This is a genomic window from Variovorax sp. F042 (genome assembly GCF_057814215.1).
Genome location: NZ_JBVASX010000006.1, coordinates 211582 through 226706, shown reverse-complemented (window position 1 = coordinate 226706; position 15125 = coordinate 211582). Strand labels below are relative to the sequence as shown.

Annotated in this window: 15 protein-coding genes; 12 read left to right on the top strand and 3 right to left on the bottom strand. The window is 67.1% G+C overall.

From position 1 onward, the window contains the following. The first annotated feature begins 22 nt into the window (after positions 1–22). The 7 genes from gstA (at position 23) to gloA2 (ending at position 6333) form a co-directional block, all read left to right on the top strand. Positions 23–631, top strand: coding sequence for a glutathione transferase GstA (gene gstA, locus ACZYSP_RS20585; protein WP_093076490.1), 609 nt, complete (start codon positions 23–25; stop codon positions 629–631). Positions 632–786: 155 nt separating this feature from the next. Continuing rightward, positions 787–1569, top strand: a complete 783-nt coding sequence (locus tag ACZYSP_RS20580) for an enoyl-CoA hydratase/isomerase family protein (protein ID WP_489016211.1) — start codon at positions 787–789, stop codon at positions 1567–1569. Further along, positions 1566–3380 carry an acyclic terpene utilization AtuA family protein gene (locus tag ACZYSP_RS20575; protein WP_489016209.1) on the top strand — a complete coding sequence of 605 codons (1815 nt, stop codon included), beginning with the start codon at positions 1566–1568 and terminating at the stop codon, positions 3378–3380. The genes ACZYSP_RS20580 and ACZYSP_RS20575 overlap by 4 nt, the downstream gene beginning before the upstream one ends. Positions 3381–3465: 85 nt before the next feature. After that, on the top strand, positions 3466–4569 hold the full coding sequence (locus tag ACZYSP_RS20570) for an alkene reductase (protein ID WP_093174690.1): 1104 nt from the start codon (positions 3466–3468) through the stop codon (positions 4567–4569). A 62-nt stretch (positions 4570–4631) separates the two neighbouring features. After that, positions 4632–5117 carry a RidA family protein gene (locus tag ACZYSP_RS20565; protein WP_489016206.1) on the top strand — a complete coding sequence of 162 codons (486 nt, stop codon included), beginning with the start codon at positions 4632–4634 and terminating at the stop codon, positions 5115–5117. Next, positions 5114–5569, top strand: a complete 456-nt coding sequence (locus ACZYSP_RS20560) for a GNAT family N-acetyltransferase (protein WP_426390964.1) — start codon at positions 5114–5116, stop codon at positions 5567–5569. Before ACZYSP_RS20565 ends, ACZYSP_RS20560 begins: the two co-directional genes overlap by 4 nt. Before the next feature lie 5 nt (positions 5570–5574). Further along, positions 5575–6333: an SMU1112c/YaeR family gloxylase I-like metalloprotein gene (gene gloA2, locus ACZYSP_RS20555; RefSeq protein ID WP_489016204.1), complete on the top strand. Its 759-nt coding sequence runs from the start codon at positions 5575–5577 to the stop codon at positions 6331–6333. Here gloA2 and ACZYSP_RS20550 read toward each other — a convergent pair. Further along, positions 6330–7736 (bottom strand): sensor histidine kinase, encoded by a 1407-nt coding sequence (locus ACZYSP_RS20550; RefSeq protein WP_176928844.1) that lies wholly within the window; start codon positions 7734–7736, stop codon positions 6330–6332. The genes gloA2 and ACZYSP_RS20550 overlap by 4 nt on opposite strands. 7 nt (positions 7737–7743) lie before the next feature. Then, a complete protein-coding gene (locus ACZYSP_RS20545; protein WP_489016201.1) occupies positions 7744–8433 on the bottom strand; it encodes a response regulator transcription factor in 690 nt (229 codons plus the stop codon). Positions 8434–8570: 137 nt separating this feature from the next. Here ACZYSP_RS20545 and ACZYSP_RS20540 point away from each other — a divergent pair, with 137 nt between their 5' ends. The 5 genes from ACZYSP_RS20540 to ACZYSP_RS20520 are packed head-to-tail and all read left to right on the top strand — an operon-like array spanning position 8571 to position 12754. Beyond that, positions 8571–9431, top strand: coding sequence for an alpha/beta hydrolase (locus tag ACZYSP_RS20540; RefSeq protein ID WP_097197533.1), 861 nt, complete (start codon positions 8571–8573; stop codon positions 9429–9431). Positions 9432–9475: 44 nt separating this feature from the next. Beyond that, positions 9476–9775 carry an acyl carrier protein gene (locus ACZYSP_RS20535; protein WP_093057120.1) on the top strand — a complete coding sequence of 100 codons (300 nt, stop codon included), beginning with the start codon at positions 9476–9478 and terminating at the stop codon, positions 9773–9775. Next, entirely contained in the window at positions 9772–11049 is a 1278-nt protein-coding gene (locus ACZYSP_RS20530) for a beta-ketoacyl-[acyl-carrier-protein] synthase family protein (RefSeq protein ID WP_489016198.1), read from the top strand. The genes ACZYSP_RS20535 and ACZYSP_RS20530 overlap by 4 nt, the downstream gene beginning before the upstream one ends. 40 nt (positions 11050–11089) lie before the next feature. Then, positions 11090–12217 (top strand): sterol desaturase family protein, encoded by a 1128-nt coding sequence (locus ACZYSP_RS20525; RefSeq protein WP_489016196.1) that lies wholly within the window; start codon positions 11090–11092, stop codon positions 12215–12217. 54 nt (positions 12218–12271) lie between these two features. After that, on the top strand, positions 12272–12754 hold the full coding sequence (locus ACZYSP_RS20520) for a GNAT family N-acetyltransferase (protein ID WP_489016194.1): 483 nt from the start codon (positions 12272–12274) through the stop codon (positions 12752–12754). 10 nt (positions 12755–12764) lie between these two features. Here the strand turns inward: ACZYSP_RS20520 and ACZYSP_RS20515 are convergent, their stop codons facing one another. Then, complete coding sequence (locus tag ACZYSP_RS20515) at positions 12765–15008, bottom strand: heavy metal translocating P-type ATPase (protein WP_489016192.1); 2244 nt, start codon at positions 15006–15008, stop codon at positions 12765–12767. Positions 15009–15125: the final 117 nt, after the last annotated feature.

The following is a 15125-nucleotide window of genomic DNA, read 5'->3' as shown; positions in this document are numbered from 1 at the left end:
GTCATCCATTGGAGTTTTTCGAATGAAGCTGTATTACTCGCCCGGTGCCTGTTCGCTCTCGCCCCACATCGCGCTGCACGAGGCAGGCATCGCCGTCGAACCCGTGCTGGCCAGCACCAAGAGCCACAAGCTGCAGGACGGCACCGACTACTACGGCATCAACCCGCTGGGCTACGTGCCGATGCTCGAGCTCGACGATGGCACCCGCCTGCGCGAAGGCCCGGCCATCCTGCAGTACATCGCCGACCTCGCACCCATCAAAAACCTCGCGCCCGCAGCCGGCACCCTGCAGCGCTACCGCCTGCAGGAGTGGCTGACCTTCATCGGCACCGAAGTGCACAAGGGCTTCAGCCCGCTGTTCAACCCGAACATGCCCGAAGAAGCCAAGACCATCTTCAAGGACAAGCTCAAGTCGCGCTTCCAATGGCTCGACGGCGAACTGGCCAACAAGCAATACCTGATGGGCGACCACTTCAGCGTGGCCGACGGCTACCTGTTCACCGTCACCAACTGGACCAAGCCCACGGGCGTGGACATCTCCGGCTTTCCCAACGTCCAGGCCTGGCACGCACGCGTTGGCGCCCGCCCCGCGGTGCAGGATGCAATGAAGGCCGAAGGCCTGCTGAAGTAAGCCGAAGCACGCGAAAGCGTGCAGAAGCATTGAAGCGGCCGGATGCCCTCTAGGGGAAAACCCGGACTGCTTCAGCCACAAGCCGCACGATGCGGCTTTTTTTTCGGGTCACGCTACGGGCAGAACTTCAGACGACCGAAGAAGGAACCCGCGCCATGCCCGAAACCCCGCCCCCCGTCGAACTGCGCGAAGAGATGCGCGGGCCCGTCATGTGGCTCACCATCGACCGCGAAGAGCGCCGCAACGCCATCAACGGCGCAGTGCTCGCCGGCCTGAGCGACGCACTGGCCCGCGCCAACAACGACACCGCCGTGCGCGCCGTGGTCATCACCGGTGCTGGCACGCGCGCCTTCTGCGCCGGCGCCGACCTGCAGAGCGGCACCTCCTTCAAGTTCGACTACGCCGCGCCCTACCAGGGCTTTGCCAACCTGTTCCGCCAGGCCCGGCAATCGACCGTGCCGCTGATCGCGCGCGTCAACGGCGCATGCATGGCCGGCGGCATGGGGATCATGGCGATGTGCGACATGGCCGTGGCCAGCAGCCAGGCCGTGTTCGGCCTGCCCGAGGTGAAGGTCGGCCTCTTTCCCGCACAGGTGCTCAGCGTGCTCGGCGGCCTGCTGCCGCGCCACGTGCTGGCCGAGATGTGCATCACCGGTGAGCCCATCACCGCCGCGCAGGCGCTCGAACTGAATCTCGTCAACCGCGTGAGCGACGACGTCGACGAAGGCATCGACTGGCTGCTCGGCCGCATGCTCGACAAGTCGCCCGCCGCCATCCGCCGCGGCCTCTACACAATGAAGAAGATCGAGGCGATGGCCTTCGAGGAATCGATGGCCTTCACCGAAAGCCAGATCGGCCTGTTCGCACTCACCGAAGACGCCGCCGAAGGACAACTCGCCTTCCGCGAGAAGCGCAAGCCGCAATGGAGTGGCCGATGAACAGCAGCAACAACAACGAACGCGTCGTCCGCATCGGCGGCGCATCGGGCTTCTGGGGCGACAGCAGCGTGGGCGCGCCGCAACTCGTGGGCAGCAGGCAGATCGACTACCTCGTGTTCGACTACCTCGCCGAACTCACCATGTCGATCCTCGCGGGTGCCCGGCTCAAGAAGCCCGAGTTGGGCTACGCAACCGACTTCGTTTCCGTCGCGATGAAGGCCGTGCTGAAGGACGCCGTGAAACAGGGCATCCGCGTGGTGAGCAACGCTGGCGGCGTCAACCCGCAAGGCTGCGCCGACGCACTCGCCGCGCTGGCCGCCGAGCAGGGCATCGCATTGAAGATCGCCGTGGTGAGCGGTGACGATGTGTCCCCGCTGCTGCCGCAACTGCGCCAGGCACAACCACCCTTGCGCGAACTGCAGAGCGGCGCCGCGCTGCCCGAACGCGTGCTCACCGCCAACGCGTATCTCGGCGCACGGCCGATACAGGCTGCGCTCGATGCAGGTGCGCAGGTCGTCATCACCGGCCGCTGTGTCGACTCCGCCGTCACGCTCGGCGTGCTCATGCACGAATTCAAGTGGCAGTCGGGCGACTACGACCTGCTGGCCGCCGGCAGTCTCGCGGGCCACATCATCGAATGCGGCTGCCAGGCCACCGGCGGCCTGCACACCGACTGGGACACCGTGCCCGACTGGCCGAACATCGGCTATCCCATCGTCGAATGCAGCGCCGACGGCAGCTTCGTCGTCACCAAGCCGGAGGGTACCGGCGGCAAGCTCACGCCCGCGGTGGTGGGCGAGCAGATGCTCTACGAGATCGGCGACCCCGCGGCGTACCTGCTGCCCGACGTGGTGGCCGACTTCACGCAGGTGCGCATCGAGCAGGCCGGCGAGCACCGCGTGCGTGTGCACGGCGCGCGCGGCCATGCGCCGACCGCGAGCTACAAGGTCAGCACCACGTATGTCGACGGCTTCAAGACGGCGGCGCAACTCACCATCGTGGGCTTCGATGCGGTGGCCAAGGCGAAGCGCACGGGCGAAGCCATCCTCGCGCGCACGGGCACGCTGTTCTCGCAATACGGCTTCGGGCCGTACAGCGGCACGCAGCTCGAAGTGCTGGGCGCGGAATCTTGCTACGGCCCGCATGCGCAGGCATTGCAGACGCGCGAAGCGGTGCTGCGGCTCGCAGTGACGCATCCACGCAAGGAAGCGCTGGAGCTGTTCGCACGCGAGGTCGCACCGGCGGGCACGTCGTGGGCGCCAGGCACCACGGGTGCGGGCGGCGGGCGCGCCTCGGTGTCGCCTTCGATCCGGCAATACGCGTTCCTGCTCGACAAGTCGCGGGTGGAAGCCACGGTGACCATCGATGGGAAACGCGTCGATGTTCCGCGCAGCGAGGTTTCCGCGTCAGCCCCCATCCCATCGCCTGTCAGAGCGCCAGAAACGCATGAAGCACCCCTGGCCCCTGACGCCATCGAGGTACCTCTCATACGCCTCGCCTGGGCTCGCAGCGGTGACAAGGGCGACACATCGAACATCGGCGTCATCGCGCGCCACCCTGCCCTGCTGCCGCTGCTGCGCGAACAGCTCACCGAAGCGCGCGTGGCCGAATGGCTCGCGCACCTGGTCAAGGGCCGCGTCACGCGCTACGAGGTGCCGGGCATCGGCGCCTTCAACTTCGTCTGCGAGCAGGCGCTGGGCGGCGGCGGCATGGCCTCGCTGCGCAACGACCCGCTCGGCAAGGGCATGGGCCAGATCCTGCTGGCCATGCCCCTGCGCGCAAGCCCCGCGCTGCTGGCGTTGCTTGCCTAGCACCAATCGGGACAACCGTGCGACAGCAGGGTTGAGGCCGGGGGCTTAGCCTTGCGCCTCTTTCAACTTTGCTTTCGATCGCACGATGTCCACCCTTTTCGACCCCGTCCAGGCCGGCGACCTGAAGCTCGCCAACCGCATCGTGATGGCGCCGCTCACGCGCAACCGCTCGCCGAACGCGATCCCACCCGACATCGCCGCCACCTACTACGCCCAGCGCGCCAGTGCCGGCCTGCTCATCACCGAGGCCACCGCCATCAGCCACCAGGGCCAGGGCTATGCCGACGTGCCCGGCCTCTACGGCACCGAGCAGCTCGACGCCTGGAAGCACGTGACCGACGCCGTGCACGCCAAGGGCGGCAAGATCGTCGTGCAGCTGTGGCACGTGGGCCGCGTCTCGCACACCGAACTGCAACCCGGTGGCGGCAAGCCCGTCGCCCCCTCGGCCATCACCGCCAAGACCAAGACCGTGCTCATCAAGGAAGGCGTGCCCACCTTCGTCGAGACCTCCGAGCCGCGCGCGCTCGACGCCGGCGAATTGCCCGGCATCGTGCACGCCTACGCGGTGGCCGCGCGCAGCGCGGTCGAGACCGCCGGCTTCGACGGCGTGGAACTGCACGGCGCCAACGGCTACCTGCTCGACCAGTTCCTCAAGGACGGCAGCAACAAGCGCACCGACGACTACGGCGGCAGCATCGAGAACCGCGCCCGCCTGCTGCTCGAATCCGCGCGTGCCGTGGTCGACGCCGTCGGCGGCGGCAAGACCGGCATCCGCCTGTCGCCCGTGACGCCGGCCAACGACGTGCACGACAGCAACCCGCAGCCGCTGTTCACCTACGTGGTGAAGCAGCTCGCCACGCTCAACCTCGCCTACATCCACATCATCGAAGGCGCCACCGGTGGCCCGCGCGAAATCGAAGACCGGCCCTTCGACTACGAAGCGCTTAAGGCCGCTTACCGCGAAGCCGGCGGCAAGGGTGCATGGATGGTCAACAACGGCTACGACCGCCCGCTGGCCGAAGAAGCGCTGAAGGAAGGCGACGACCTCGTGGCCTTCGGCAAGCCCTTCATCTCGAACCCCGACCTCGTGCGCCGCCTGCGCGAGAACGCACCGCTCAACGAGCTCGACAAGGCCACCATGTACGGTGGCGGTGCGAAGGGCTACACGGACTACCCCGCACTGGCGTAATCCGGAAAAGGCCATGGCAAGATGCGGCGGACGCTTTGTGTCCGCCCCAGGAGAGAAATGCCATGGCCCGCATCGAGCAACGACTGGCCGCGCTCGGCCTCGTTCTTCCACCGACAGTGACGCCGCCACCCGGCGTCGTGCTGCCCTTTCAATTCATCCGCATCGTCGGCCGCCGCGCATTGATCTCGGGTCACGGCCCGCTCAATGCCGATGGCACCATCGCCGCGCCGCTTGGCAAGTTGGGCCGCGAACTGAGCGTCGAGCAGGGCTACACCGCCGCACGTCTCACGGGGCTCGCGATGCTCGGCAGCCTGCAGCGCGCGCTCGGCGATCTCGACCGCATCACGGCCTGGACACGCGTGTTCGGCATGGTCGCTTCGGCGCCCGGCTTCGACAAACAGCCAGCAGTGATCAACGGCTTCTCGGACCTCATCCTCGAGCTCTTCGGACCCGACATCGGCACGCATTCGCGCAGCGCGGTGGGCATGGCCGAGCTGCCGTTCAACATACCGGTCGAGATCGAAGGCGAAGTGGAATTCGACGCATGACGACGTGGACCATCAGGCGCGCCACCGAGAGCGATGCAACATCCGTCGCCAACTGCGCCGTCGAAGCCTTCAGCCACTACATTCCGCGCCTGGGCCTCACGCCGATTCCGATGACCAGGGACTACGGCGCGGCCATCGCCAATGCGCAGGTCTGGGTCGCCACGCAGCATGGCGAGACCATCGCCGCACTGGTGCTCGACACTACCGACGAAGGCTTCCTGATCGACGTGATCGCGGTGCTGCCGCAACACCAGGGCACCGGCGTGGGCCGCGCACTGCTCGAACTCGCCGAGCAGGAAGCACTGCGGCAAGGCCACGACTCGATCTACCTCTTCACCAACGAGAAGATGACCGAGAACCGAGCGCTCTACGAACACATCGGCTATGTCGAATACAAGCGCCTCGCCTTCGCGGAGCGCACTCGTGTCTTCCTGCGCAAGCCATTGAAGTGACCGCCATGCAGCTGGCCCGCATCCATCACGTCGCGATCATCTGCGCCGACTACGCAGTGTCGAAGCGCTTCTACACCGAAGTGCTCGGCCTGCGCGTGATCGCCGAAAACTACCGCGCCGCGCGCGACTCGTACAAGCTCGACCTGGCACTGCCTGACGGCTCGCAGATCGAACTCTTCTCTTTCCCCGATGCGCCTGCGCGCCTCACGCGGCCCGAGGCGCAGGGGCTGCGTCACCTGTCTTTCGAGGTGCCCGACGTGCAGGCCGCGGCCGACGAACTCGCAGCACAGGGCATTGCGGTCGAGCCACTGCGCACCGATGAATTCACGGGCCGGCGCTTCACCTTCTTCGCCGATCCCGACGGCCTTCCGCTCGAACTCTACGAAGCCACGCCCGACGACGATCTCGACGCGCTGCTGCTGAAACTCGAAGGCGCATTGCATCTTCGCGAGGTGCGCGCAAACGCCGCAAGACTCGAAGAACTGCTCGACGACGACTTCCATGAACTGGGCGTCTCGGGCACGGTGTGGACGCGGGCCGCCATCATCGAAGCGCTGCGCGACGAGGCGTTTTCGCAGCGGACGATGTCGGACTTTCGCGTGCTGCGCATGGCACCCGATGTGGCGCTGGTCACCTATCGCGCGCACCGCGAAGCCATTGCGCAGCGCCCCGCCGCGGACTCGCTGCGCAGCTCGCTGTGGCAACGCCGCGCCGGCCGCTGGCGCATGGCGTTCCACCAGGGCACACCGCTCCAAACGCTCTAGATTGCCTCGCCGAACGCGACGCTCACGCGCAGGCCGGTGGGCTCGGCCGCTTCAAGCCGCAGCTCAGCCCCCAGCAACTCCGCATAGCGCGACACGATCGACAACCCCAGCCCCGAGCCCTGCCCGAGCTTCTCGCCCGCGGGCCCTTGCGCCCAGCGCTGCATCAGGGCACGTTGCGCCTCGAGCGGAATGCCAGGCCCGTCGTCGATCACGCTCAGCGTGCGGCCCGCGAGCTCGACGGTGATGGTGCGCCCGCCATAACGCAGCGCGTTGTCGATCAGGTTGTCGAGGATGCCTTCCACCAGCGCCTCGTTGGCATGCACGACCACGCCGTCGTCGAGGCCGCGCGCGCCGAGGTCGACGCCGCGTGCATCGGCACGCGCGAGGTGCCGCAGCACCGTCTGCTCGGCCAGCACGTCGAGCCGCACCGGCACTCGCTTGAGCTCGGTGCGCGCTTCCTCGGCCAGCGCCAGCGCCAGCAGCTGGTCGATCAGGTGGCTTGCGCGCGCCTGCCGTTCCGACACACGCTCGAGCTGCTCGCGCCACACGTTGGTGTCCTGTTGCGCGAGCCCGTACTCGGCCAGCGCGCGGATGCCGGCCAATGGCGTGCGCAGTTCGTGCGCCACGTTGCCCACGAACTCGCGTTGTGCCTGCACGCTGTTGCCGAGACGCTCGAACAGCGAGTTGACCGCATTGCCCAGGCGCTGAAGCTCGCGCGAAGTCTGTGCCACCGCCACCGGCGACAGGTCGCGCACGTCACGCCTGTCGAGCGCGCGCTGCAGGTCGGCGAGCGGGCGCAGATCGCTGCGAATGCCGTACCAGAGCCAGACTGCAAGCAGGATCAGCAGCACGATCTGCGGCGCCAGCGCATAGCCCAGCAGCTGCCGCACCAGTGCGGTCCGGCTCAGCGTGGTCTGCGCAATGATCACGCGGTAGGGCATGCTGATGTCGGGCTCGGCGTCATGCTCGAGCACCACCGCGCGCAGCGTGCCGCCTTCGTAGCGGATGTCGGAAAAGCGGTAGCGCGAGCCGTCCACCGGCAGCGGCGCCTGCAGGCCCGATTGCCCCGAGATCAGTGAGCCGTCGAGCCTCTGCACCGCGAAGTACACCTTGTCGACCTGGTCGAAGAGCACGGTGGCCACTTCGCGCGGCGTCAGCAGCAGTTCGATGCCGCGCTCACCCGCCTGCACGTTGGCCGACAGCGCATAGGCATCGTCGAGCATGCCGCGGTCGAAGGCCTGCTCGGAAAAGTAGTTGGCGATGACCAGCGCGATGACAGCACCGACCATCCACGTGAGCGCCAGCGGCACCAGCACGTTGCGCAGCACGCGCCGCGTGAGCGACGGCGCACGCACGATGGCCGCGGGTTGCGTTTCCGTCGGCTGTTGCTGCGGCTCGGTCACGCGCGGATCACACCTCGGCTTCGAGCAGGTAGCCGATGCCGCGCAGCGTGCGGATGCTCGCGCCCGTGCCCTGCAGCTTCTTGCGCAGGCGGGAGATGAAGGCCTCGAGCGCGTTGTCGCCGAGCGATTCGTCGAAGCTCGACAGCTTGTCGGACAGCGCACGCTTGCTCACGGTGCGGCCCGGCGGACTCATGAGTTCCCACAGCACTTCGAACTCGCGCGCCGGCAGGTCGAGCGGACCACTCGTGGTCGAGAAGCGGCGTGCCTTGCGATCGAGCTTCAGCTGGCCCAGCAGCACGATGTCTTCGGTGCCCTTGGCGCGGCGTACCAGTGCACGCAGGCGGGCTTCGACCTCGGCCAGGTCGAAGGGCTTGCCGAGGTAGTCGTCGGCGCCCGCATCGAGGCCGGCAATGCGCTCCTCGGTGCGACCGCGCGCGGTGAGCACCAGCACAGGAGTGCGGTCGCCGCGCGCACGTGCCTGCCGCAGCGCGGTGAGGCCGCTTGCGAGGCCGCTGGTCGGGCTCGCGGTGGCCGGCAGGTTGAGGTCGAGCAGCACGGCATCGAAGGGCTGTACGCGCCACAGGTGATCGGCATCTTCGACGTTGGTCGACACGTCGACGCGATGGCCGGCATCCGCGAGGCTGCGCACCATCACATCGCGCAGAACGGCGTCATCTTCGACAAGCAGAATTCGCATGGTTATTGAGTGGTTGGGGGTGATCTGCCTTGCGAACGACGGGTCAGCGGCCGGTCAGTCGCTCCAAGCGATAAACGCAACATGAGCATACGACAGCAAGATGAAATACGGGCCATTTTCATGGCCGACGCCACACGATGAGCGCGCGTGAACCCTCCGATCTTTTGAGCCTGGTGCCTCCGGAGGTGCAACGCACCGCCGTGGTCCTGCTGCATGGTTTATGCAGCACGCCTGACGAGTTGCTGACCGTGCAGTCTGCCCTGCGCAGCCGCGGCTACTCGGTGCACCCGCTGTCGATCGAGGGTTACTCGTTCGACGCCAATGCGCCGCTGCAGCGCGCGGCGCCGTACGAACGCTGGCTCGATGAGATCCAGGCGCAGGTGAAGGCACTGCGCGCGCAGCACGACCGCGTGATGCTGGTCGGCATTTCCGCCGGCTCTTCGCTGGCCCTTGGCGCAGCCATCCGCTGCGGCAGCGAAGTCGATGCGCTGGTGCTCATGTCGACCACGCTGCGCTTCGACGGTTGGGCCATTCCCCGCACACAGTTCCTGCTGCCGCTGGCCTTCTACACGCCGCTCGGCCGGCTCTGGCAATACCGCGAACGCCCGCCCTACGGCGTGAAGAACGAACGCGTGCGCGCCTGGATCGAGCGCGAGCTGCGCCACCGCAAGGTCTCGCGGGCCGGCAGTTCCGTCATCGGCGTGGGCCATCTGCGCGAGCACGACCGGCTCATCCGCCACGTGCGCCGCAACCTCAACAGCGTGCGATGCGACAACGTGCTCGCACTGCACGCCCAGCAGGACGAAGTGGCCAGCGTGGCCAACCTCGACATCCTCGCGCGCGGCCTGCGCTGCCGCGCCTTCCGCACCGTGGTGGTCGCCAACAGCTACCACATGATCACAATCGACAACGATCGTCAACAGGTTGTGCGCGAAACAGTGTCGTTCGTCGATGCCGTGGCGCATGGCACGATGCCCGAGCATCCGCTGTACGCCTGACACCTTCGACAACGTTCGATCACGCCCGAAAGGAAAGCATTTCCATGTCTTCTTCCAACGCTTCTTCGCCTACCTTCAACAGCATCGCCGCGATCCTGGAAACCGACTTCCGCGTCGAGCGCTCGGCCATCTCGCCGGACACCGCGCTGTCCGACCTGGGCCTCGACTCGCTCGCGCTGATGGAGTTCGTCTTCGCCGTCGAAGACGCCTTCCACCTGCGCATTCCCGAAGACCGCCTCGACCCGCGCGAAGCCGGCATCACGCTGCAGCGCCTGTGCGAAGTGATCGACACGGAAAGTGCCGGCAGCGCAGCCGCCGCCCAGCCCGCCGAAGCCACCGCATGAGCAGCGGTGCAGCCCACGCCGCGCTCGCCGCTTCGGCCGCACGCGCCGCCTCCGCGCCGGTGCGCGTGAGCGGCATCGGTTTCGTCACGCCCATCGGTCGCACCGTCGAGGCCTTCGACGAGGCGCTGTTCGCGGGTCGCTCGGCCGTGCGCGCGCAGACGCTGGAGATCAAGGGCATGGACCCGATGCTGCTCGCCGTTGCCGCCTGCGACTTCGATTCGAACGGCGTGCGCAGCACCTCGCGCCTGCCACTGGACCGCGGCACCGCCATGGCGCTGGCTGCCGCGCAGGACGCCGCCAGCGAAGCCAGGCTCGACCTCGACACCATCGACCGCGACCGCCTCGGCATCTTCTGGGGCAGCGGCCTCGCGGGCGCCGGCACCTTCGACAACACCACCAGCGCGCTCTACGGCGAACAGCGCCGCATGCGCCCGACGACAGTGCTCACCGTGATGCCCAACGCCGCCGTGGCCGAACTCGCGCTGCACTTCGGCGCGCGCGGTTCGGCCATTGCATACGCCTGTGCCTGCGCCTCCTCGGCCGTGGCCATCGGCGAGGCGATGCGCGCCATTCGCGGTGGCTGGATCGACGTTGCCATCGTCGGCGGCCACGACGCCATGCTCACGCCCGGCGTGATGGCCAGCTGGCACGCGATGCGCGTAATGGCTCCGCCGCCGGCCGATGCGCCCTCTTCGGCCTGCCGCCCGTTCTCGGGTGACCGCGCAGGCTTTGCCATTGGCGAAGGCGCGGCCGCGCTGGTGCTCGAATCCGAAGCGCATGCAGCCGCGCGCGGCGCCGAAGCCGCGCCCTTCGTGCTCACGGGCTACGCCACCAACTGCGATGGCACGCACATCACCAACCCCGACGCCCCGGGCCAGGTGCGCGCGATGCGCGCCGCACTGCGCGACGCGGGCATCGAAGCCTCCGACGTTGGCCACATCAACGCGCACGGCACGGCCACTTCCGCAGGCGATGCGGCCGAAGCCAAATCTATCCGCGAGGTGTTCGGCAACCACACACCGGTCAGCGCGACCAAGGCCATCCACGGCCACGTGCTCGGCGGTGGTGGTGCGATCGAGCTCGTTGCAGCGCTGCGCGCACTGGCGCGCGAGACGCTGCCGCCCATCGCCAACCTGCAGACGCCTGATGCCGCATTCGATCTCGACTTCGTGCAAGGCGAGGCGCGCGAGGCCAAGGGCATCCGCTATGTGCTGTCCAATTCCTTCGCCTTTGGCGGCACCAACGCGGTCATCGTGGCCGGCCGCGCGTCCTGACGCTGAAGATTCGCTGAACCCTTCCTGAAAAACGAACGCGGTGCACCGGCTGGTTGTTTTCGTCGTGCCCGTGTTCGCGCTGCTCATGGCGTGCGAGTTCGCATGGGGTTGGCTCAAGCGGCGCAACACCTACCGCTTCAGCGACACACTCGGCAGCCTGAGCCAAGGGCTGCTGAGCCAGGCACTGTCGGTTTGCACGCAGCTGTTCCAGATCGGTCTCTACGCGATGGTCTATCCGCTGGTCGCGATATGGACGCGGCCCAGCTTCTGGGACAGCGTCATTGGCTGGATCGTCGCCGTGCTGCTGTTCGACTTCTTCGACTACTGGCTGCATCGCGCAGGCCATGAATCGGCCGTGTTCTGGGCTGCGCACTCGGTGCACCATCAGAGCCAGCACTTCAATTTTTCCACTGCGCTGCGGCAGGAAAGCACCGTGGCCTTTCTGGGCTGGGCCTTCTACCTGCCGATGGCGGTGGTGGGGGTGCCGCCCGAGCAGTTCGGCCTTGCGGGGCTGATCGTGCTGGTCTACCAGTTCTGGATCCACACCGAGCACATCGGCAAGCTCGGCTGGTTCGACCGCGTGTTCTCGTCACCATCGAACCATCGCGTGCATCACGCGGTGAACGACGGCTACGTGGACCGCAACTACGGCGGCATGCTCGTGGTGTGGGACCGCATGTTCGGCACCTTCGCCGAAGAGAAAGAGCGCTGCGTCTACGGCACACGCAAGGCGCTTGCGAGCTTCGACCCGATGCGCGCAATCATCGGTCCCTACTTGCCGCTGCTGCGAGACGCCTGGTACACGCGGCGCTGGCAGGACAAGATTGCCGTGTGGTTCAAGCCGCCGGGCTGGCGGCCGGCCGACGTGGCACAGCGGTTTCCCGATGCACCCTTTTCGCTGGAAGAAGCGATGCACATTCACGATCCGGTGCTGACGCGCCCGCAGGTGGCTTCGGCCTCGATTCACTTCGCGTGCTGGGTCGGCGTGACGCTGGCCTTTCTGTGGCGCGCCGACGACCTCGCGTTCCAGACGGGACTGGGACTGCTTGCGCTGGCCGTTGGTGGCTTCTGGTCCATTGGCGCCGTGCTCGACTCGCAACTGCGGCTGCGATGGGCCTGGTGCGCACAGCTGGCCTTGCTGGGAATTTCGGCGGTACTGCTCGCCTGACGGCCTCGCTATGTATGCTCGGCGCTCTCATCGCACCGGGAGCATTCCATCATCATGCGCAGGCTGGCCACACCCGAAGACATCGACGCCGTTTTTGCCCTCTACATGCACGAGAGGGTCGTGCGTTTCCTCGGCTACGACCCGATGCCGATCGAAGACTTTCGCGCCATCTACCAGGCACTGCTCGACACCCGGTGCTTCTACGTCTACGAACGCGAAGGACGCATCGCCGGCTTCTACCGCGCCACGCGCCATCCGGGTCGCATTCAGCATGTGGCCGGCCTCGGTACGCTCGCTGTCGATCCCGCATTCCATGGTCAGGGCGTTGCGCTCGCCATGGTCAGCGAGGCCATCGACGCACTGAAGACTGCCGGCGTCAAGCGTATCGAGCTCTTCGCCGAAAGCGACAACGCGCCCGCACTGCGCTTCTACGAGAAGCTGGGCTTCGAGCGCGAAGGTACGCTGCGCAAGTACTACAAGCGGGCCGGCGAAGAGAACTATGTCGACGAGTACGTGATGGCGCTGCTGTTCGACTGAAAAGGCATCGTCAGGGCTTCCAGCGCCGCAGCAGCAGCGCGTTGGCCATCACACTCACGCTCGACAGCGCCATGGCTGCACCGGCCACCACCGGGCTCAGCAAGCCGAAGGCGGCGAGCGGAATACCGGCCACGTTGTAGGCAAAGGCCCAGAACAGGTTCTGCCGGATCTTCGCGACCGTGCGTGCAGAGAGCTCGAAGGCCTGTGCCACCAGCGCGAGATCGCCACGCATCAGCGTGATGCCGGCCGCTTCCATCGCCACGTCGGTGCCGCCACCCGAAGGTGCCATCGCGATGCCCACGTCGGCCGCGGCCAGCGCGGGCGCATCGTTCGCGCCGTCGCCGACCATCGCCACGACCTGCCCGTTCTTCCTCAATGCTGAAACCTGCGCCGCCTTGTCGGCCGGCAGCACATCGGCGCGTACGTCTTCGGCCGCGATGCCCAGCCGCGCCGCCATGGCTTGAGCCGCACGCAGGTTGTCGCCCGAGATCATCACCACGCGCAGGCCGCGTGCACGCAGCGTGCGGATGGCTTCTGCGGCTTGCGGCTTGGGCTCGTCGGCGAAGGCGAACAATGCATGCACGTGCGCGGCGCCGGCTTCATCGAAGCGCAACAGCGCGGACACCGTGGCACCTTGAGACTGCAGACGATCGACTTCCGCAGCGTCGGTCATCGCGTCGAGTTCACGGCACCAACGCAGGCTGGCGATGGCCCAGTGCGCACCGTCGACTTCACCACGCACACCGCGACCCGGCCACGCCTGCATCACACCCAGCGCAGGCACCTGCACGTTGCGCTGCGCCGCAGCGGCCAGCACCGCCTTGGCCAGCGGATGCTCGCTGCCGCTCTGCAGGCTGGCGGCCGTCGCCAGCAATTGGTCTTCACTGGCATCGGTGCCTGCCACGGGTACCAGCGCAGTGAGCACCGGCCGGCCGATCGTCAGCGTGCCGGTCTTGTCGAATGCAACGGTGTCGACGCGGTGCGCGATTTCCAGCGCACGCGCATCCTTGATCAGGATGCCGTGACGCGCCGCCACGCCCGTACCCGCCATCACCGCGACAGGCGTTGCGAGGCCCAGCGCACACGGGCAGGCAATGACGAGCACTGCCACGGCATGGATCAACGCAGTCTCGATTCCCGCGCCCGCAATCAGCCAACTGGCCAGTGTGACAAGCGCGATCACCAGCACCACCGGCACGAACACGGCCGCAACCTTGTCCACCAGCCGCTGGATCGGCGCCTTCGCCGCTTGTGCGTCTTCGACGAGCCGGATGATCCGCGCGAGCACGCTCTCGGCGCCGATCGCGCTCACTTCGATGACCATGCGGCCATCGCCGTTCACCGCGCCGCCGGTCAATGCATCGTCCGGCCCTTTGGCCACGGGCAGCGGCTCGCCGGTGAGCATCGATTCATCGACTTCGGATTGCCCTTCGATCACGCGTGCGTCGGCCGGCACGCGTTCGCCGGGCCGCACCGCGAGGCGGTCGCCCACCATCACCTCGGCCAGCGGCACATCGCTTTCCTTGCCGCGCGCGCCGACCAGGTGCGCCACTTCGGGCCGCAACTGCTGCAACGCGCGGATCGCCGACGTGGCCTGGCGCTTGGCACGCGCCTCCAGCCACTTGCCGAGCAGCACCAGCGTGATCACCACCGCCGAAGCCTCGAAGTACAGGTGCGGCATCGCACCGTGGCCCGCATGCTCGCCGCTGGCCGCGCGCCACCAGAGCCAGAGCGACAAGCCAAAGGCTGCGCTGGTGCCGAGCGCCACCAGCAGATCCATATTGCCGGTGCGCGCTTTTGCCGCATGCCAGCCCGCGCGATAGAAGCGCGCTCCCAGCCAGAACTGCACCGGCGTTGCGAGCAGCAGCTGCAACCATGGCGGCAGCATCCAGTCTTGCCCGAAAGGATCGCCGAGCATCGGTGCCAGCAAGGGAATCGAAAGCACCAGGCCGACAGCGACCGGGCCGAAACCGTGCCATGGCGACAGCGCGGCTTCTTCGGCCGCTGTGCTCGCCGCGCGCGGCTCGTAGCCTGCGGCCCGTACGGCTCGGCGCAGCAGGACGTCCATGTCTTCGTTGCCGCCTGTCACCACGCGGGCCGATTCGGTCGCGAGATTCACGCTCACGTCTTGCACGCCCGGCACGTTTTTCAGAGCACGTTCGACACGCATCACGCACGAGGCGCAAGTCATGCCGCCGACCGAGAGGTCGAGCGTGGTGGTGCCGGGGATTTGCTGCTGCAGAACTTTTTCCATGCGCCAAGGCTAAAGCCTCACACCATGGCAAGGTCAAGCGAAAAAATTCAGTGCCCCTGCGCTGGACATTGACATCGTGAGAGGGTTCAAACTTGCGCCCTCAGTCAATCACTTTCA

Coding starts and splice junctions, on each gene's coding strand:
- ACZYSP_RS20575 (WP_489016209.1), top strand. CDS start 1,566: ATGAACAGCAGCAACAACAACGAACGCGTCGTCCGCATCGGCGGCGCA.
- gstA (WP_093076490.1), top strand. CDS start 23: ATGAAGCTGTATTACTCGCCCGGTGCCTGTTCGCTCTCGCCCCACATC.
- gloA2 (WP_489016204.1), top strand. CDS start 5,575: ATGCAGCTGGCCCGCATCCATCACGTCGCGATCATCTGCGCCGACTAC.
- ACZYSP_RS20565 (WP_489016206.1), top strand. CDS start 4,632: ATGGCCCGCATCGAGCAACGACTGGCCGCGCTCGGCCTCGTTCTTCCA.
- ACZYSP_RS20540 (WP_097197533.1), top strand. CDS start 8,571: ATGAGCGCGCGTGAACCCTCCGATCTTTTGAGCCTGGTGCCTCCGGAG.
- ACZYSP_RS20515 (WP_489016192.1), bottom strand. CDS start 15,008: ATGGAAAAAGTTCTGCAGCAGCAAATCCCCGGCACCACCACGCTCGAC.
- ACZYSP_RS20530 (WP_489016198.1), top strand. CDS start 9,772: ATGAGCAGCGGTGCAGCCCACGCCGCGCTCGCCGCTTCGGCCGCACGC.
- ACZYSP_RS20570 (WP_093174690.1), top strand. CDS start 3,466: ATGTCCACCCTTTTCGACCCCGTCCAGGCCGGCGACCTGAAGCTCGCC.
- ACZYSP_RS20545 (WP_489016201.1), bottom strand. CDS start 8,433: ATGCGAATTCTGCTTGTCGAAGATGACGCCGTTCTGCGCGATGTGATG.
- ACZYSP_RS20520 (WP_489016194.1), top strand. CDS start 12,272: ATGCGCAGGCTGGCCACACCCGAAGACATCGACGCCGTTTTTGCCCTC.
- ACZYSP_RS20580 (WP_489016211.1), top strand. CDS start 787: ATGCCCGAAACCCCGCCCCCCGTCGAACTGCGCGAAGAGATGCGCGGG.
- ACZYSP_RS20560 (WP_426390964.1), top strand. CDS start 5,114: ATGACGACGTGGACCATCAGGCGCGCCACCGAGAGCGATGCAACATCC.
- ACZYSP_RS20535 (WP_093057120.1), top strand. CDS start 9,476: ATGTCTTCTTCCAACGCTTCTTCGCCTACCTTCAACAGCATCGCCGCG.